This is a genomic window from Streptomyces spiramyceticus (assembly GCF_028807635.1).
Classification (GTDB): domain Bacteria; phylum Actinomycetota; class Actinomycetes; order Streptomycetales; family Streptomycetaceae; genus Streptomyces; species Streptomyces spiramyceticus.
In genome coordinates this window covers 3,967,024-3,985,072 of record NZ_JARBAX010000001.1, presented here as the reverse complement: position 1 = coordinate 3,985,072, position 18,049 = coordinate 3,967,024, and the positions used below count along the sequence as shown (strand labels likewise).

At 69.9% G+C, this 18,049-nt stretch carries 17 protein-coding genes, 1 pseudogene and 1 riboswitch; of the genes and pseudogenes, 8 read left to right on the top strand and 10 right to left on the bottom strand.

The genetic code is table 11. The features are described 5' to 3' along the window. Nucleotides 1-16: 16 nt before the first annotated feature. On the bottom strand, nt 17-2,482 hold the full coding sequence (gene pcrA, locus PXH83_RS18275; protein WP_274561445.1) for a DNA helicase PcrA: 2,466 nt from the start codon (nt 2,480-2,482) through the stop codon (nt 17-19). A gap of 384 nt (nt 2,483-2,866) precedes the next feature. After that, nucleotides 2,867-3,030: riboswitch (cyclic di-AMP (ydaO/yuaA leader) on the top strand. Between pcrA and PXH83_RS18270 the strand changes: the two genes are divergently transcribed. Further along, a complete protein-coding gene (locus PXH83_RS18270; RefSeq protein ID WP_274561444.1) occupies nt 3,029-4,258 on the top strand; it encodes a C40 family peptidase in 1,230 nt (409 codons plus the stop codon). (Overlaps the previous riboswitch by 2 nt.) A 115-nt stretch (nt 4,259-4,373) precedes the next feature. Here the strand turns inward: PXH83_RS18270 and PXH83_RS18265 are convergent, their stop codons facing one another. Continuing rightward, on the bottom strand, nt 4,374-4,727 hold the full coding sequence (locus PXH83_RS18265; RefSeq protein ID WP_274561443.1) for a hypothetical protein: 354 nt from the start codon (nt 4,725-4,727) through the stop codon (nt 4,374-4,376). 436 nt (nt 4,728-5,163) lie between these two features. On the opposite strand from PXH83_RS18265, the gene PXH83_RS18260 reads away from it, so the two are divergent. Further along, nucleotides 5,164-6,237 (top strand): C40 family peptidase, encoded by a 1,074-nt coding sequence (locus tag PXH83_RS18260; RefSeq protein ID WP_274561442.1) that lies wholly within the window; start codon nt 5,164-5,166, stop codon nt 6,235-6,237. A 24-nt stretch (nt 6,238-6,261) separates the two neighbouring features. Here PXH83_RS18260 and PXH83_RS18255 read toward each other — a convergent pair whose 3' ends face one another. Next, nucleotides 6,262-6,648: a VOC family protein gene (locus PXH83_RS18255; protein WP_274561441.1), complete on the bottom strand. Its 387-nt coding sequence runs from the start codon at nt 6,646-6,648 to the stop codon at nt 6,262-6,264. A 175-nt stretch (nt 6,649-6,823) separates the two neighbouring features. Between PXH83_RS18255 and PXH83_RS18250 the strand changes: the two genes are divergently transcribed. From PXH83_RS18250 to PXH83_RS18240, 3 genes are all read left to right on the top strand, one after another. Then, nucleotides 6,824-7,159 carry an ArsR/SmtB family transcription factor gene (locus PXH83_RS18250; protein ID WP_274561440.1) on the top strand — a complete coding sequence of 112 codons (336 nt, stop codon included), beginning with the start codon at nt 6,824-6,826 and terminating at the stop codon, nt 7,157-7,159. A 1-nt stretch (nt 7,160) separates the two neighbouring features. Then, complete coding sequence (locus tag PXH83_RS18245; protein ID WP_274561439.1) at nt 7,161-7,880, top strand: cation efflux transmembrane domain-containing protein; 720 nt, start codon at nt 7,161-7,163, stop codon at nt 7,878-7,880. A gap of 252 nt (nt 7,881-8,132) precedes the next feature. Beyond that, complete coding sequence (locus PXH83_RS18240) at nt 8,133-8,675, top strand: NADAR family protein (RefSeq protein WP_274561438.1); 543 nt, start codon at nt 8,133-8,135, stop codon at nt 8,673-8,675. 37 nt (nt 8,676-8,712) lie between these two features. Here the strand turns inward: PXH83_RS18240 and PXH83_RS18235 are convergent, their stop codons facing one another. After that, nucleotides 8,713-9,411 (bottom strand): LuxR C-terminal-related transcriptional regulator, encoded by a 699-nt coding sequence (locus tag PXH83_RS18235; protein WP_274561437.1) that lies wholly within the window; start codon nt 9,409-9,411, stop codon nt 8,713-8,715. After that, nucleotides 9,408-10,700, bottom strand: a complete 1,293-nt coding sequence (locus PXH83_RS18230) for an ATP-binding protein (protein WP_274561436.1) — start codon at nt 10,698-10,700, stop codon at nt 9,408-9,410. The genes PXH83_RS18235 and PXH83_RS18230 overlap by 4 nt, the downstream gene beginning before the upstream one ends. Nucleotides 10,701-10,880: 180 nt before the next feature. Here PXH83_RS18230 and PXH83_RS18225 point away from each other — a divergent pair, with 180 nt between their 5' ends. Further along, nucleotides 10,881-12,218, top strand: a complete 1,338-nt coding sequence (locus tag PXH83_RS18225; protein ID WP_274561435.1) for a PspC domain-containing protein — start codon at nt 10,881-10,883, stop codon at nt 12,216-12,218. Then, a complete protein-coding gene (locus tag PXH83_RS18220; RefSeq protein WP_274561434.1) occupies nt 12,205-12,573 on the top strand; it encodes a hypothetical protein in 369 nt (122 codons plus the stop codon). The genes PXH83_RS18225 and PXH83_RS18220 overlap by 14 nt, the downstream gene beginning before the upstream one ends. Here PXH83_RS18220 and PXH83_RS18215 read toward each other — a convergent pair. The 5 genes and pseudogenes from PXH83_RS18215 to guaA form a co-directional block, all read right to left on the bottom strand. Then, nucleotides 12,483-12,980, bottom strand: coding sequence for a DoxX family protein (locus tag PXH83_RS18215; protein WP_274562886.1), 498 nt, complete (start codon nt 12,978-12,980; stop codon nt 12,483-12,485). The two genes, PXH83_RS18220 and PXH83_RS18215, sit on opposite strands and share 91 nt — an antisense overlap. A 167-nt stretch (nt 12,981-13,147) precedes the next feature. Then, a complete protein-coding gene (locus PXH83_RS18210) occupies nt 13,148-14,413 on the bottom strand; it encodes a hypothetical protein (RefSeq protein WP_274561433.1) in 1,266 nt (421 codons plus the stop codon). A gap of 105 nt (nt 14,414-14,518) precedes the next feature. Then, nucleotides 14,519-15,307, bottom strand: a complete 789-nt coding sequence (locus PXH83_RS18205) for a class II aldolase/adducin family protein (protein WP_274561432.1) — start codon at nt 15,305-15,307, stop codon at nt 14,519-14,521. A 63-nt stretch (nt 15,308-15,370) separates the two neighbouring features. Further along, nucleotides 15,371-15,445: pseudogene (locus tag PXH83_RS32500) on the bottom strand (Uma2 family endonuclease); the annotation flags it as partial. A gap of 119 nt (nt 15,446-15,564) precedes the next feature. Further along, nucleotides 15,565-17,148, bottom strand: a complete 1,584-nt coding sequence (gene guaA, locus PXH83_RS18200) for a glutamine-hydrolyzing GMP synthase (RefSeq protein ID WP_274561431.1) — start codon at nt 17,146-17,148, stop codon at nt 15,565-15,567. A gap of 316 nt (nt 17,149-17,464) precedes the next feature. On the opposite strand from guaA, the gene PXH83_RS18195 reads away from it, so the two are divergent. Then, nucleotides 17,465-17,755 (top strand): chorismate mutase, encoded by a 291-nt coding sequence (locus tag PXH83_RS18195; protein WP_274561430.1) that lies wholly within the window; start codon nt 17,465-17,467, stop codon nt 17,753-17,755. Nucleotides 17,756-18,049 lie beyond the last annotated feature (294 nt).

Genomic DNA, 18,049 nt, shown 5'->3' with positions numbered 1-18,049 from the left:
CGGCGGCCGACAGCCGCTACAGCTTCTCGACCGGCGCGTACCGCAGCAGCAGCTTCTTCGGCCGCTCGTCGCCGAAGTCGATCGTCGCCTGCGCGTCCGCACCAGTCCCGGTCACCGTCATCACGGTGCCGAGCCCGAACTGGTCGTGCGTGACCCGGTCACCGACCGAAAGCGAGATCACCGGCTTGTCCGAAGCCCGACGCGTCGCGAACCCCGAAGCGCCACCGCCGGACCGCGACCGCGAGGACAGCGAGGCCGAAAGCGACGAAGCGACGCCGGACATCGAACCCGATCCGGCGCTCGAACCCGCCACGACCTGCGCACCCTTCCGCTTCCACGTCAGATGCGTCTCCGGGATCTCCTCCAGGAAGCGCGACGGCGGGTTGTACGAAGGCTGCCCCCACGCACTGCGCATCGTCGACCGCGTGAGGTAGAGCCGTTCGCGGGCGCGCGTGATGCCGACGTACGCGAGCCGCCGCTCCTCCTCCAGCTCCTTGGTCTGGCCGAGCGCGCGCATGTGCGGGAAGACGCCGTCCTCCATGCCTGTCAGGAACACCACCGGGAACTCGAGGCCCTTGGCGGTGTGCAGCGTCATCAGCGTGATGACACCGGACCCGTCCTCGTCCTCGTCGGGGATCTGGTCGGAGTCGGCGACGAGCGCGACCCTCTCCAGGAATTCGGCCAGCGTCCCGGGCTCGTCGCCCTCGCGCTCCTGCTCGAACTCCAGGGCAACAGCGGCCAGCTCCTGAAGGTTCTCGATGCGCGTCTCGTCCTGCGGGTCGGTCGAGGCCTGCAACTCGGCGAGGTAACCAGTCCGTTCGAGAACGGCCTCCAGCACCGTGGCGGGCCCGGCTCCCGACTCCACGACCGTACGGAGCTCTTCCATCAGCGTATTGAAGCGCTTCACGGCGTTGGCCGAGCGCGCCGCCATGCCGTACGCCTCGTCCACGCGCCGCAGCGCCTGCGGGAAGGTGATCTTCTCGCGCAGCGACAGTGCGTCGATCATCGCCTCGGCGCGGTCACCGATGCCCCGCTTCGGTACGTTCAGAATGCGGCGCAGCGGAACGGTGTCCTCCGGGTTCGCCAGGACGCGCAGATACGCCAGGACGTCCCGGACCTCCTTGCGCTCGTAGAAGCGGACGCCGCCGACGACCTTGTACGGCAGGCCAACCCGGATGAAGATCTCTTCGAAGACACGGGACTGGGCGTTCGTACGGTAGAAGACGGCGACGTCGCCGGCCTTCGCGTCGCCCGCGTCCGTCAGCCGGTCGATCTCCTCGGCGACGAACTGGGCCTCGTCGTGCTCGGTGTCCGCCACGTATCCCGTGATCAGGGAACCGGCACCGGCTTCCGTCCACAGGTTCTTGGGTCGGCGGTTCTCGTTCCGCTCGATGACCGCGTTGGCCGCGGTGAGGATGGTCTGCGTCGAGCGGTAGTTCTGCTCCAGCAGGATCGTCTTCGCGTCCGGATAGTCCTCCTCGAACTGGAGGATGTTGCGGATGGTGGCACCGCGGAAGGCGTAGATCGACTGGTCGGCGTCACCGACGACGCACAGCTCGGCCGGCGCCCGGTCCTCGCCCGAAGGACCTACCAGCTCGCGCACGAGCGTGTACTGAGCGTGGTTGGTGTCCTGGTACTCGTCGACCATGACGTGACGGAAGCGCATCCGGTAGTGCTCGGCGACGTCCGGGAACGCCTGGAGCAGATGCACCGTGGTCATGATGATGTCGTCGAAGTCCAGGGCATTGGCCTCGCGCAGCCGCGCCTGATACATCGCGTACGCCTGCGCCAGCGTCTTCTCGAAGCCGTCGGCGGCCTGGCCCGCGAAGGCCTCTTCGTCTATCAGCTCGTTCTTCAGGTTCGAGACCTTGGCGCTGAAGGCCTTGGGCGGGAAGCGCTTCGGGTCGAGGTCGAGATCGCGGCAGACGAGCGCCATCAGGCGCTTCGAGTCGGCGGCGTCGTAGATCGAGAACGAGGACGTGAAGCCGAGCTTCTTCGACTCGCGGCGCAGGATGCGCACGCACGCGCTGTGGAAGGTGGAGACCCACATGTGGCCCGCGCGCGGACCCACGAGGTCCTCGACGCGCTCCTTCATCTCGCCCGCGGCCTTGTTGGTGAAGGTGATCGCCAGGATCTGGCCGGGGTGCACACCCCGCTTGGCCAGCAGGTACGCGATCCGGTGGGTCAGGACCCGGGTCTTGCCCGAGCCCGCGCCGGCCACGATGAGCAGCGGCGACCCGGCGTGCACGACAGCGGCGCGCTGCTCTTCGTTCAGGCCGTCGAGCAGCGCGGCGGCGTCCACGGCGGGGCGCGGGGCGCCGTCCCTGTAGTACGTGTCCCTGGCCGCCGGGGGCACGTCGAAAGCACCGCCGAAGAGGTCGTGCGGGACCTCCTCCGGGGAGGTGTCCTCGGGGGGCGGCGGGGCCGATTCCTCCGTGGGCTGGAGGTCGGCCAGGAAGCTGTCGTCAAAGAGGCTGCTCATCGTCTACCAAGCTTAGGCGCGACCGCCGACAGCCCGCCCCGGATTCCCCTGCTCCCCTCACTTCGGGCGGGAGGGGACCCGTAATCCGGCGTTTGTGACGTTGACCACGCCGCGGAGCGAAGGCGGGAGGGGGCGGGTGGAGGGGCGGCCCGCACCGCACTCGGCACCGCCGCGCGCGACCCACGCGCCCACCTCGTACACCCCCGAGGTACCAGCCGCGGCACCCCTCCACCTTCCCCGCAGCGCCCACCCCGATCACCCCGACCGCAAAGGTCACGAAAATGTATCGGGCATTTCGAACATCAGACTTCCCAGTAGTAACGGGAGTTGGCTAACGTGCAGCGACGGGCGGCTCGTACCCCCACCGGCGAACGGCGTCGGAGCGGGCGGCCCACGCCGAATCCGTGCTGCCACATGGCAGTTCGGAACCGGGGACCCACACGCACCACCTGGGGTGAATCGGTACGTACTTCCCACGGACCGTAGGGCAGCCTTCCGTTCCGCCCGAACCCGACAGCTAACCCGGTAGGCGGTCCACGGAAGGAGATGCCGACCTTGGCGTCGCATCGCAAACCGCGCAATCGCACACGCACCGCCGCGCCCGCCCTCGGTATATCGACGGCCGCTCTCGCCTCCGTCGGCCTGCTCGCCCAGAGCGCCGGTGCTGCGCCGGCCGCTCCTGTAGCGCCGATCTCCCCGGCCGAGCCCAAGCCGACGGTCGAAGAGGTACAGAAGAAGGTCGACGACCTCTACCGCCAGGCCGGCACCGCGACGCAGAAGTACAACAAGTCGAAGGAAGCCACCGAGCAGCAGCGGAAGTCGGTGGACGGCCTGCTCGACGCCGTGGCCAAGCGCACCGAGAAGCTGAACGAGGCCCGGCGCAAGCTGGGCAACTACGCGGCCGCGCAGTACCGGACGGGTGCAATCACCCCGACCGCCGCGCTGCTCCTCGCGGACAGCCCGCAGGCGTACTTCGATCAGAACCAGATGATGGACCGGATGACGGACCGTCAGCAGGCGGATGTCACCGACTTCGAGAAGAAGCAGGCCGAGGCGTCGAAGGAGCGCGCCGAGGCGTCGAAGAGCCTGGAGAGCCTCACGGAGTCGCAGGCCTCCCTCAAGACCGCCAAGCAGGATGTACAGCGCAAGCTCGGCCAGGCACGCGAGCTGCTGTCACAGCTGACGGCGGAGGAGAAGGCCCGGCTCGCGGAGCTGGAGAAGAAGAGGGAAGCGGAGGCGCGGCGCAAGGCGGAGGCCAAGGCCAAGGCGGAAGCCGAGGCGAAGGCCGAGGCGGAGCGCCGCCGCCAGCAGGAAGAGGCGCAGCAGGACGATCCGGATACGGGAACCGGTACGGGCACAGGCACCGGGAGCGGGACCGGAACAGGCACAGGGACGGGAACCGGAACCGACGCCGGTGACGCGTACGCCGCCAAGGCCGAGAAGGTCATTGCTTTCGCCCGCGCCCAGATTGGCAAGCCCTACGTCTGGGGCGCCACGGGCCCCAGTTCGTACGACTGCTCCGGCCTGACCCAGGACGCCTGGAAGGCCGCCGGGGTCGACCTCCCCCGCACCACCTGGGACCAGGTCGAGGTCGGCACGCGCGTCGCTACCGAGAACCTCAAGCCGGGCGACCTGGTCTTCTTCTACGACGACATCAGCCACGTAGGGATCTATATCGGCAACGGCAAGATGATCCACGCCCCGAAGCCCGGAGCGTACGTCCGCGAGGAGTCGATCTACTACATGCCGATCTACGGCAGCGTACGACCGGCTTGATCCGCCGGTCGGCCCACTGGTCGGGAAGTCCGCCGGTCCGCCGACCCGCCCGGTCCGCCGGCCCGCACCGACTCTGGACCTGAGCCACCCGCAGGCGCTCCGCCTCCCGGCCGGCTCAGGTCCAGAGCACCGCGATGAAGATGTTGGCGACGGTCAGTCCGCCGACCGCGCCGAAGAGCGCCTTCTCGATCTTCTCGTCGTCCCGCTTGACGTACACCAGGCCCAGGATCACCACGAGGATCGCCAGCTTGATCCCGATCTTGAGGTTGTTCACCGCCTGGCCGTCCGCCTGGTTGAGCCCCACCAGCGCCACGCCCGTGACCAGCATCGTCAGCGCGCCGTGCAGCATCGCCGGGGTGAAACGGGCCGTGCCCTCGCCCATGGCCTTCATCTGGGTCAGGAAGCCGCCGAGCAGCGAGGCGATTCCGATGATGTGCAGGCCGACGAAGACATTGATCAGTACGTGCATGGGCCGGAGCCTAGCCATGGCCTTAGGGCGTGTCCGGCGGATCATGCCTGGGCCGCGGGGCTTGGCACGCACATCTGCGCTGATATGGCGCCGCCCCCTGAAGCCGGCCTGATCCGCCGGACACGCCCTAGCAGCACCGGGCGCCCAGGTACCCCTCATTCGCCACATCGGTCACGGAAGTAGGGGAACACCCCGCTCCCCCGTGAGCCCAGTTGTCACTCACGATCACCACATCACCTAATTCAGTCACTGTCGGCTATTCCGTCGCTCTCCCGTGACCTCCGGTTTAGCGTCCCTCCCAGGTGACCGGCTCCCCACCGCCGCCCCTCCCCGGAGCGGCAGTCGGCCGCCTACCGCCGAAAGTCCGGCGGCGGCCCGCTCCCCCTGTGGCGGACCGCCGCCGGACGCGAACGGACGACGTACAGGACGGAAGGACGTGGACGCCCTCGTGGCCGCGCACCGAAAGCCCAAGCAGCGCACGCTCACCGGCAGTACCGCCCGCACCGCCGCCACCCTCGCCCTCGCCGGAGCCGCGAGCGCCACCGCCTTCGAGGGTGTCGGACACGCGGAGCCCGCCCTCACCCCCGCTCAGGTGAAGGCCAAGGTCGACCAGCTCTACCACGATGCCGAGGTCGCAACCGAGAAGTACAACGGCGCGAAGGAGAAGGCGGGCGAGGCCCGCGAGTCGCTGGACGAGCTGCGCGACGAAGCCGCCCGCAGGACCGACCGGCTCAACGCCTCGCGCAACGCGCTCGGTTCGCTCGCCACCGCCCAGTACCGTACGGGCGCCATCGACCCGGCCGTGCAGGTCGCGCTGAGTTCCGATCCGGACCAGTACCTGGAGCGCGCCTCGATCGCCGACCGCGCCGGTGACCGGCAGTCCGCGGCCGTCACGGGGATCCGCCGGCAGCTCGGCGAGATCAGCAGGCTGCGCGGCGAGGCGGACGACCGCCTCGAAGAACTCAAGTCCCACCAGGCAGCACTGAGGAAGAACAAGGCGACGATCCAGGACAGGATCGGCGCTGCCGAGGACCTCCTGTCCCGGCTGACCGCGGCTCAGCGCGCGCAGTACGCCGCCGAGGACGGCCACGGAAACTCCTCCGCCGCCCCACGTGCCGACCGCGCCGCCACACGCGGCGCGGGTCCGGTCCAGGCCCCGAACGCCCGGGCCGCAGAAGCGATTTCGTTCGCCTACGGAGCCATCGGCAAGCCCTACGTCTGGGGCGCCACGGGCCCCTCCGCCTTCGACTGCTCGGGCCTTACGCAGGCAGCCTGGCACGCAGCGGGCGTGGCCCTCCCCCGTACGACGTACACCCAGATCAACGCCGGGCAGCGCATCCCACGCTCCCAACTCGCCCCCGGCGACCTGGTCTTCTTCTACTCCGGCATCACCCACGTAGGCCTCTACATCGGCGACGGCCAGATGATCCACGCCCCCCGCCCCGGCGCCCCGGTCCGCGTCGCGCCGATCGACGAGATGCCGTACGCGGGTGCGACGCGGCCGGCGTAGACGGGCCCGGGGCGGGTACGCGGGTCACTCCCCGGCGGGGGTGACCCAGTCGACGAGCTGGATGATCACGCCGTTGGGGTCAGTGACCTGGAAAAGGCGCTCGCCCCACGGCTCTTCACGCAGCTCCATGCTGATGTCGACGCCCGCGCCCTTGAGCCGCTCGTACTCCGCCGGAAGGTCGTCGACGGTGAACGCGACGATCACCCCGGCCGCGTGCTGATCCCGGAACCCCTCGGGCAGTACCTCGACCCCCCGCTTCAGGAAGATCACGTTCACCGCGTCCTCCCGCGTGAGCGAAGCGAAGCCGTCGGCAGCCATGGCCTCCTGGAAACCGAAGTGGGTGGTGAGGAAGGCGGCCGAGGCGGGTACGTCGTCGACGGTCAGCGATATGGCGGTGGCGGTGATCTTCACGTGTCCTCCGGAGAGTTGGTACGGCTGATGCGTATCGGGTGCGTACTGGGTGCGTACTGGCTGCGTACTGGCTGCATATTGGGTCTGACTCACTAGCCAGAGGCTGATCTACGCTCGGTGGTTCCATCGGGATCCAAGGTTTTCTGAATTCAGAAATCCATGTACTGTCGTTGCTGTGCTGACTCTCGCTTCCGACGTCGAGGTGCTGGTGCGGTTCGGCCGCGCGCTCGCCGACCCGATCCGCTGCCGGCTGCTGCTCGCCCTGCGCCAGGCGCCCGCCCATCCGTCCGACCTTGCCGAGGCGCTCGGGATCTCCCGCACCCGGCTGTCGAACCACCTGGCCTGCCTGCGCGACTGCGGCCTGGTCATCGCCGTCCCCGTGGGCCGTCGCACCCGCTACGAGCTGGCCGACCCCCGCCTCGGTCACGCGCTGGACGACCTGCGCACCGCCGTGGTGGCGGTGGAGACCGACCGTACTTGCGTCGACGCCGACGACAAGGGCTGCTGCTGACATGAGCGCGGAGACATCCACCGGTCCGGCGCCGACCCGCCGGGATGCGCTCACTCGCCGTGTACGAATACTGGTTGCCGCCACGATCACCTATAACCTCGTCGAGGCGGCTGTGGCCATCACCGCGGGCACGATCGCCTCTTCCACCGCCCTGGTCGGGTTCGGCCTGGACTCGGTCGTCGAGGTCTCCTCCGCCGCGGCGGTCGCCTGGCAGTTCTCCGCCCGTGATCATGCCGTGCGCGAGGCGCGGGAGAAGACCACGCTGCGGATCATCGCCGTGTCGTTCTTCGCGCTGGCCACCTACGTCACGTTCGACGCCGTACGCGCACTGGCCGGCACCGGCGAGGCCGAGCGCTCCGTCCCCGGCATCGTGCTCGCCGCCCTGTCGCTGGCGGTGATGCCGGTCCTGTCGGCCGCCCAGCGCAGGGCGGGGCGCGAACTCGGCTCGGCGTCGGCGGTCGCCGATTCGAAGCAGACCCTGCTGTGCACGTACTTGTCGGCCGTACTGCTGGTCGGCCTGGTACTCAACGCCACCCTGGGCTGGTCATGGGCCGACCCGATCGCGGCGCTCGCGATCGCAGCGGTGGCGGCCAAGGAGGGGAGGGACGCCTGGCAGGGCAAAACCTGCTGCGCAGCCCCCGCCGCCGCCGCTGTGCCGGCGCCGCCGCAGGCCGAGGCCGATGGCTGTGGCTGCCGTACTGGGTGCGACTGCTGCAACTGACATCAGTCGCGCGCCGGCCGGGGGCGTTGGTTGCTTCTGCTGTGGGGCCGCCCCCGGGAGCCGGGCCCCGGAGCAGCTGAATTCGCCGCTCGGCTTTCGCTGCCTGGGCGCGCGGCTCAGTGGGTGGGGCGCACCAGTTGCGTGCGTGCAGGATCAGCAAAACGGTGTGGTTCGAGGTCAATTCGCTTGAGGCCGTCGGCGCAGGTATGTAACGGTGCGTCAATGTTGAACGACCGTCACACACCGCTTCCCATGTCCGTAGAGGAGGCCATCGCAGCAGAACAGAGCACCGAACGGCCCCTCCGCTACCACTACTTCTGGGGCCACCGGCCCACCCGCGGCGCCGCCGCCGGTCCCGGCTGTCTCAGCCAGTGGTGGCCCGTGGACTTCGTCGAGGACGGCCACACCTACCGCTCCGCCGAGCACTACATGATGGCCCACAAGGCGTGGCTGTTCGACGATCCCGCAATCGCCACCAAGGTTCTCGACACCAAGCATCCCGCCGAGGCCAAGGCCCTGGGCCGCCGGATCCGCAACTTCGACGAGAAGACGTGGCGCGAGCACCGCTACGGCATCGTCGTGCGCGGCAACATCGCCAAGTTCGGCCGGCACGACGCACTGCGTGAGTACCTCGGCGCGACCCGCAACCGCGTCCTGGTCGAAGCCAGCCCCCTCGACCGGGTCTGGGGCATCGGCCTCGCAGCCGACGACGAACGGGCCGCATCGGCCGCCACCTGGCGCGGGCTCAACCTCCTCGGCTTTGCCCTGATGGATGCCCGTAAGCACCTGGAATAGGTCAAACAGGTCAGACGGGTCGGACAGATCAGATACGTCAGACCAGGCGGCGGGCCGTCGCCCAGCGCGTCAGCTCATGCCTGTTCGACAGCTGCAGCTTGCGCAGGACCGCGGACACATGCGACTCGACCGTCTTCACCGAGATGAAGAGCTGCTTCGCGATCTCCTTGTACGCGTAACCACGCGCGATCAGCCGCAGCACCTCCCTCTCCCGCTGCGTCAGCCGGTCCAGGTCCTCGTCCACCGGCGGCGCGTCCGTCGAAGCGAACGCGTCGAGTACGAAGCCCGCAAGGCGCGGTGAGAAGACCGCGTCGCCGTCCTGGACGCGGAAGATGGAGTCCACCAGGTCCGCGCCCGTGATGGTCTTCGTGACGTAGCCGCGCGCCCCGCCCCGGATCACGCCGATCACGTCCTCCGCCGCGTCCGACACCGACAGGGCCAGGAAGCGCACCGCATTCTCCGCCGCCCCCATCATCGGCGCGCAGCGGCGCAGGACTTCGACGCCGCCGCCGCCCGGGAGATGTACGTCGAGCAGGACGACCTCGGGCCGTGTCGCCGTGATGACGGTGACCGCCTGGTCGACGTCGGCGGCCTCGCCGACGACCTCGACGCCCGTCGTCTCGGTCTGGCCGATCTCCGCCTGCACGCCCGTACGGAACATCCGGTGGTCGTCCACCAGCACCACTCGTACCCTGCGCTCCACGCCGTCCCCGCTTGCCCCGCTTGCCTCGGTCATGCGTCCGCCGCCCTCTCCATCTCAAGCTCGACTTCCGTGCCCCCGTCGGGCGCGGAACGCAGCCTCGCCGTACCGCCGTTGCGCTGCATACGGCCGATGATTGATTCTCGTACGCCCATACGGTCGCCAGGCACCGAATCCAGATCGAACCCGGGTCCCCGGTCCCGTACGGAGACGAAGACCGTCCGGCCCTCGACCTCCGCGTAGACCTGCACCGCTCCGCCCTCGCCACCGTACTTGGCGGCGTTGACCATCGCCTCGCGTGCGGCCTGCATCTGGGCGGCCAGTTTGTCGTCGAGGGGGCAGTCGCCGACGACCACGACCTCCAGCGGTACGCCGTGCTTGTCCTCGACCTCGGCAGCCGAGCGCTTCACCGCCTCCGCGAGGGTGGCGGGCTCCTCCGACTCCTCCTTGCCCGTGCCCTCGGGCTTGTACAGCCAGTTGCGGAGCTCGCGTTCCTGCGCGCGGGCCAGGCGGCGTACTTCGCCCGCATCCTCCGCGTTGCGCTGGATCAGGGTGAGGGTGTGGAGGACGGAGTCGTGGACGTGGGCGGCCACCTCGGCGCGTTCCTGCGCGCGGATGCGCATCAGGCGCTCCTCGGAGAGGTCCTGGGTCATGCGTACGAGCCAGGGACCCGCCAGCAGTGCGATGCCCACGAGCACCGCGAGCGCCGCCGTCAGTACGTTGCCCAGTTGCGCCGCGGAGCCGCGTACCACCAGGAACGCGGTCAGGCCCATGCCGACCAGGGCGACGCCCGCCATGCCGCGCGCGATCTGCAGCATCCGGCGGCGGCGGCCGATCTCCATCCAGTGGGCGCGGCGCGCGTTGTCCGCCTGGCGCCATACGAGGACCACGCCGAGACCGATCAGCAGCGTCGGCCAGATGTACCGTCCGGCGTTGCCGCCCACCTGGACGTTGCTGACGAAGGTGACGGCGCCGACGAGCAGCGCGAAGAGCGCGAAGACCTGGCCCTTGTCGGGTTTGCGCAGCCTGCGGCGCCCGTCGAGCGTGGTCTCGAAGACCGAGCGCGGCGCGTCGACACCTCCCACGCCCAGCGGGACGACGAACCAGAAGACGGCGTACAGCAGCGCGCCCATGCCGTCCGCGAGGAAGAGCGCCAGGAAGACGATCCGTACCCACACCACCGGCAGCCCGAGATGCCCGGCGAGCCCGCGCGCCACGCCGCCCAGCATCCGCCCTTCGGCGCTGCGGTACAGCTTGCGCGGCTGCGGCTCCTCCGGTTCGGGGGCGCGGGAGCTGGTGGCCCGGCGGGGCGTGGCGACTGGCATGTCCCGATAGTCACATGTACGGGCAGGCAGGGGCATCAGGGTCGGTCCCCTACGTGTCCCTTACGTATCCCGCTACGTATCCCGCACCACGTGCCGAAAAGCCCTCTCGGGGTCGAAATCAGGGATCGTCCAGGGTCGCCGATGGTCCCGCCGCGCCGAACCGCCCGTCACCATGGACCCATGACAGATGCGCAGCAGGCCGCCCCGGTGGGCGCCGACGCCGAACCGGGCCCGGGTCAGCCGCCGCTGCGCCGCATCAAGCGGCAGAAGGTCGTGGGCGGCGTGTGCGGCGGGCTCGGCCGGCATTTCGACCTCGACCCGGTGATTTTCCGTATCGGGCTCGGCGTCCTGGCTGTGACCGGGGGCATCGGCCTGATCTTCTACGGCTTCGCCTGGCTGTTCATCCCGCTCGACGGCGAGGACGAGAACGAGGCCCGTCGGCTGCTGACGGGCCGCGTCGACGGGGCCACGCTCGTCGCCGTGCTGTTCGCCCTGGTCGGCTGCGGCCTGTTCCTGTCGATGCTGAGCAACGGCAGCGTTCTCGGCTTCGCCGTGATGCTGTCGATCGCCCTCACCGGCGCAACGTACTGGTCCCAGCGCCGCCGCCACGCCGACCCCGAGACCGGCCCGCTCGACCCGGTGGCCGCACAGGCCGTGGCGGTCGCGCCGCCCGAGACGCAGCCGCCGCCCGTTCCCGGCGCCCCCTCGTGGTGGCGGGACCCGATCATCAAGGACGGCACGACGGGCCCGGTCGGCATCGGTTACCTGTGGGGCCCCGAGGGCGCGGCCGTGGACGACGTACCGCCTCCGGCCACGGGTCCGTCCCCGCAGCCGGGCCGCCCGCCGCAGCAGCAGCCGCGCCGCGACCCGGCGACGCGCGGGCCGCGCGGCATCGGCGGCCGGGTGTTCCTGCTGGCCGTACTCGCGGGCGGGCTCGGCACCGGCCTGTCGTGGGACGCGCAGCCGTTCGGTACGAGCCTTCAGATCGGCCTCTCCTGCGCACTCGCCGTCTTCGGCCTCGGCATAGCGGTCAGCGCCTTCCGCGGGCGTACGGGACTCGGCACGATCCTGCTCACCATGGTCACGGCGGCCCTGCTGGCCGGGTCGGCCGCGCTGCCGAAGGAGATCACGACGGACTGGATGCGTACGGACTGGAAGCCCACGACGGCCGCGTCCGTACAGCCGGTGTACGAACTCGGGTCCGGCATCGGCACGCTCGACCTCAGCGGCGTACGCATCCCGCCCGACGGGACGGTCACCACCCGGGTGCAGGTCGGCGCCGGGCAGGCCAAGGTCGTCGTACCGAGGGGCGCGACCGTGGAGACGGACATCGACGTGGGCCTGGGCGACGTACAGCTGCCCGGGGAGAGGCGGCAGGACTTCGACATCCGGACAGGTGTGGATACGCAGAAGACGCTCAAGGCGCCCCAGGACAAGGGCACCAAGCCCGCCGGGACGCTTGAGCTGCACCTGGAAGTCGGCGTAGGACAGGTGGAGGTGACCCGTGCCGCACGGTGAGAACGACAGCAGCGAGAACCGCCGCCCCGACAACCACCGCGACCAGAACCACAGCAGCGCGAACCACAGCACCAGTCCTGAGCGGCGGCGCTCCCGCTTCCGGCACGAGTTCCGTCCCGGCAAGCTGATCCTCGGACTGGTGATGGCGGGCACGGCCGGCGCGTACCTCGGTGACGCCGCGGGCGCCTGGCAGACCCCGTCCTACGTGGCGCTTCCGGCGGTCTGCTTCGGGCTGCTGCTCGCGGGCGCGGCGACCTGGGTGAGCTACGGCCTGCGCCGTCGCGCCGCCAGGGCGGCGTCGACGGACAGCACGGATGCTCCCGCCAGCAGCAGCGGCAGCCACGCCATCAGGTAGGCCAGGTCGTTCCCGTAGTAGTACGGCTCGGTCTGCCAGCTCACGGTCAGCCACAGGCTCAGCGAGATCAGCGCCCCGCCGAGCGCGGCGAGCCGTGCGAGCAGGCCGGTCAATGTGCCGATGCCGACGGCGATTTCACCGGCCCCGATGGCGAGGCCGAACCCCTCCGGGTTCTTCAGGGCCAGGTCGACCATCTCCGGGATCGCCGCGCTGTCGCGTACCGCGTTCATCATCTCGCCGATCGAGCCGGTGCCGCTCGCGGAGAGGAAGACGTCGTCGGTGATCTTGTCCAGGCCCGCGTAGATGAAGGTGACACCGAGGAAGACCCGAAGCGGCAGGAGCGCGTACCGGCTCGCGGTCGCCTTCCAGCCGCCACGCCCGCGCGGGCCCTCGCCCATGTCCGTCATGATGCCGCCGGTCGAATAGCCGCCGTGAGCCATGGTGGTCCGCCTCTCCCAAACGCCCTTGCGGCGCGGGGCTGATTCTCCCCGCGCCCCTCGAAGAGGCATACGTATGCAGCACCGGTCGGGCTCAAGAAGGGATTCAAGTCGGCCCAAGTGGGGCGCAAGTCGGCTCAGTCAGTGACGTCGATCGTCACCCGGTCGGTCTCCGCACCCGCCGCAGTGATCACTTGTACGTCGACCCGCCCGGGCTCCACCTCCACCGGCACCGGCACCGTCAGCACCGTGTCCGTCGGGTTGGAGAAGCCGCCCGGCACCGGAATCAGCGGCACATGGACGTGCACCGTGCCGATCCGTACGACCATCTTGGCCAACCGGTCGGGCGTCTGCGCGCCCGGCGGTACGAATCCCGCGCCCCGGATCTCGATGTCGTCGCCGGTACGGATGGGCGCGTCCAGATCGCCCGCCTCCCTGGCCCGTACGACGGAGAGGATGACCGGACGCCCGCCCTCCGCGTACTTGCCCGCGAAGTACGTCGCCGCCGACACGGCCACCAGCAGGGCGAGGCCCCACGGCAGGTCGGGCAGCTGCTCGGGGCGCCGGGCCAGCCGCACCGCCGCGAAGACGACGGCGACCGCGCTCACCAGGACGTACTGCACGTCGGCGAAGCTGCCCCGGCCCGCGTCGTCGGTGAGAAGGTCGGCGGCGCGGGGGCGGTCGGCCCGTACCTTCTGGAGGCGCTGCGCGAGGATGCGTACGGTCACCACGTGGCGTACGAGGACGGCGATTCCGCAGGTCAGGGCGAGGACGGTCACCATGCCGACGCCACGGGCGAGTTCGAGGCCCGCGATGAGCGCGTCACGGTCGGCGTGGTCGGACGCGCCGGCCAGCTGGATCGCGATGACCAGCACCGCGAAGACGACGAGCAGCACCCAGGCCGCGGCGACGGCCCGTGAGGTGGACAGCCGGTTGTCCTCGCCGATGATCGGCGCGAGGAGCCCGCCGCGCGCCCGGTGCACACGTGCCGCAACGGTCAGCAGGGCGGCGGTGATGAGCCCGGCCAGCATCCCCGCCGTACGCGCGGTCGTCCATCCGGCGCCGATGGCGGTGAACGCCTGCGCGAGTACGAGCACGATCACCCCGCCCCACACCACGAACAGCGTGCTCCGCCACACCAGTTGCAGCCACGCCTCGCCCGCCTCACGGCTGCGTTCGGCGACCGCGCGGGCCGACTGGGTCAGCTCGTCGGACACCCACTGGCGCGAGGCGCCCGTGGAGTGCGCGACGGCGGCGGGCAGCCCCTGGCCGGCGGCCAGGCCGTCCCGCTTGGCAAGGAATTCCGCCACCGCGCGACGGTGGCCCTCACGCGCACCGTGCGGGCAGTCACCGCACATGCAGCCACCACTGTGCGTGCTCTGTCTCGCCTCTTGCACCGCCACGGAAAACGCCGCCCTTGTCATTCGAACCCGTCGAAGAGAACTCCCCCACGCTGTCCGGAAATTGTGCCGTACGAAGAGAACACCGCGCGCAACCAGCCGTATGAGCTACACCAGCAGTTCGGGCTCGGCGCGGCTGATCTGCCGCCACAGCGGCTGGTGGTTGATCCACGCAACAAGATCACTTCCGAGCTGCTCGCGGGTGGCGACCGCGTCCTTGTGGTCGATCAGCACGGGCCTGCCCGCCGCCCTCGCCGCAAGCTGCACCTGACAGGAGCGCTCCATCGAGATGAACCACCAGGCCGCCGCGTCCACCGAGTCCCCGACGGTCAGCAGCCCGTGATTGCGCAGGATGACGGCCTTGTTGGCGCCGAGCGCACCGGCGATCCAGCGCCCTTCCTCCTCGTCCACGGACACTCCGGTGTACGCGTCGTACAGAGCGTGGTCCTCGTAGAAAGCACAGGCTTCCTGGGTGATCGGGTCGAGCAGCTCGCCGAGCGCGGACAGGGCCCGGCCGTGGACGGAGTGGGTGTGCGCGACGGCCACGACGTCCGGCCTGGCCCGGTGCACCTGGGCATGGACCGTGAAGGCCGCCTGGTTGACGTGGCGGCTGCCTTCGACGACCTGGCCCTCCCCGTTGACGAGGATCAGATCGCTCACGGTCATGTCCGCGAAGGCGAGACCGAAGGGATTCACCCAGAAGCAGTCGGGGTAGTGCGGGTCGCGCGCGGTGATGTGCCCCGAGACCCCTTCCTCGTACCCGTACCGCCCGAAAAGCCTGAACGCCGCGGCGAGCCGTTCCTTGCGGTACCGGCGTTCCTCGGCGGCGGTCGCATGGGTGGGCGGCATCGCGAATTGCAGCTGGTCGACGGGGACGGGCGCGGGCATCTCGGTCATGCGCGGGAAGCTACCTCGCGGCACCCCAACTGAGAAGAGTGTTTACATATTGCCGATGGCCGTCAGCGTCAGCAGGTCGTCCACGGTGTACCCGTCCTGCGGCGGCACCGGCCAGGGGTGCGCGAGCTCAGCGGTCATGAGGAGTCCTCCCGTGGACGGGATTCTCGTCCGTACGGCCAGCGTACCCAGGAGATACGACGACGCCGCCACCCAAACGAATGAGCGACGGCGTCGGCGTTGACCTTGCTGAGCGGGGACTACTCCCACTCGATCGTGCCCGGCGGCTTCGACGTCACGTCGAGCACCACCCGGTTCACGTCCGCGACCTCGTTCGTGATGCGGGTCGAGATCTTCGCCAGTACGTCGTACGGCATCCGCGTCCAGTCCGCCGTCATCGCGTCCTCGGACGAGACCGGGCGCAGCACGATCGGGTGGCCGTACGTCCGGCCGTCACCCTGGACACCAACGGACCGTACGTCCGCGAGCAGCACCACCGGGCACTGCCAGATGTCGCGGTCCAGACCGGCCGCCGTCAGCTCTTCGCGGGCGATCGCGTCGGCTTCGCGCAGCAGGTCGAGGCGCTCCTTCGTGACCTCACCGACGATGCGGATACCGAGGCCGGGGCCGGGGAACGGCTGGCGCTGGACGATCTCCTCCGGGAGGCCGAGCTCCTGGCCGACCATCCGGACCTCGTCCTTGAAGAGCTGGCGCAGCGGCTCGACGAGCTCGAACTCCAGGTCCTCGGGGAGGCCGCCCACGTTGTGGTGGGACTTGATGTTCGCGGTGCCGGTGCCGCCGCCGGACTCGACCACGTCCGGGTAGAGCGTGCCCTGCACGAGGAACGCGACGTCCTCGCCCTCCGCGCCGGCCTCGGCGACGATCTCCGCCTGGGCCTGCTCGAAGACGCGGATGAACTCGCGGCCGATGATCTTCCGCTTCTCCTCGGGGTCGGAGACCCCGGCGAGCGCGCTCAGGAAGCGCTCCTGCGCGTCGACGACCTTCAGCTGGATGCCGGTCGCCGCGACGAAGTCCTTCTCGACCTGCTCGGTCTCGCCCTTGCGCATCAGACCGTGGTCGACGTACACGCAGGTCAGCTGGTCGCCGATGGCCTTCTGCACGAGCGCTGCCGCGACCGCCGAATCCACGCCGCCCGACAGACCGCAGATGGCGCGCTTGGTGCCGACCTGCGCCTGGATGGCGGCGATCTGCTCCTCGACGACGTTGTGCGTGGTCCAGTCGGGCTCGATGCCCGCGCCCCGGTAGAGGAAGTGCTCCAGGACCTGCTGGCCGTGCGTGGAGTGCATCACCTCGGGGTGGTACTGCACGCCGTACAGCTTCTTCTCGTCGTTCTCGAAGGCGGCGACCGGCACGACGTCCGTGGACGCGGTGACGGTGAAGCCCTCGGGCGCGGCCGAGCAGGCGTCGCCGTGCGACATCCACACCGACTGCTCGGTGGGGGTGCCCTCGAAGAGCGTGGAGCCGGTCTTGGAGACGGCGAGAGGGGTACGTCCGTACTCGCGCGCACCGTTGTCGTCGACGGTGCCGCCGAGCGTCGTGGCCATCAGCTGGAAGCCGTAGCACATGCCGAAGACGGGGACCCCGGACTCGAAGATCTCGCGGTCGAGGGTCGGGGCGCCCTCGGCGTACACGGAGGACGGACCACCGGAGAGGATGATCGCCTTGGGGTTCTTGGCCAGCATCTCCGCCACCGGCATGGTGCTCGGGACGATCTCGCTGTAGACCCGGGCCTCACGGACACGGCGGGCGATGAGCTGGGCGTACTGCGCGCCGAAGTCGACAACGAGGACGGCGTCGGGGGCGGCGGGGGGCACTGCTGGCACGGGGCGGCCTTCCGGCGGTGAAGGGGAGTCGTTGTTGTCGATTCTAACGGCGGCGCCGCATTCCCCTTGTCTCACCATCCGAACCCGGAATTGGCCGACCGGCGGGACCGGGCCATACTGGGCGCCATGCACAAGCAGCTGAGCTTCCTCTTTACCTATGGCACCCGGTCCGACCGGTGCCATTGGTCGAGCTGCTTGAGCAACTGACAAGCGACTTCGCAGGCGCCCCGGGCCGACAAGGCCCGGGGCGTTCTGTCTTTTCCCGGCCGGTTCGCCGCCCGGGGTGCCGTACCCCTTCACCTCAGGAGTTACGGACATGAGCATCCTCACCGCCACTGAGAAGACCGGCGCCCGCACCGACGAGGCCGCCGACCTCATCGGCAACGCCCGCGAGCGCATCGACTCGCTCGACGACCGGATCATCGGTCTGATCCAGGAACGGATGGCCGTCTCGGCCGTCATCCAGGAGGCCCGGATCACCTCGGGCGGGCGCCGCGTGAACCTGTCCCGCGAGATGGAGGTCCTCGCCCACTACAGGGACGCGCTCGGCAAGCCCGGCACGGCGCTCGCCATGACGATGCTGGAGCTGTGCCGCGGCCGCATCTGACCGCATCTGAGTTCGGGCACGTCCTCACCCGTACGGCGCGTGACCGGGTCCCGAGGGGCTTCGTTGGTCCCGGTGTCCGCACCAGCCAGGAGCGGTCTCGCAGGAAAGAACCACGCGTGGCTACGCCGGGGCGAGCGGCGCACCGCAGGTGCGTCGTGGGACCTCGTCCCGGCGCGTGTGACCGGTCCGCAGGGGACAGCGGCCCGGTCACGTAGGGCGGCCGGTTCCGGGGACGCCCGGAACCGGTCGGCCGCGGCTCCTCCAGCCGCCTTCAGCGCCTTAAGACAGCGCCTT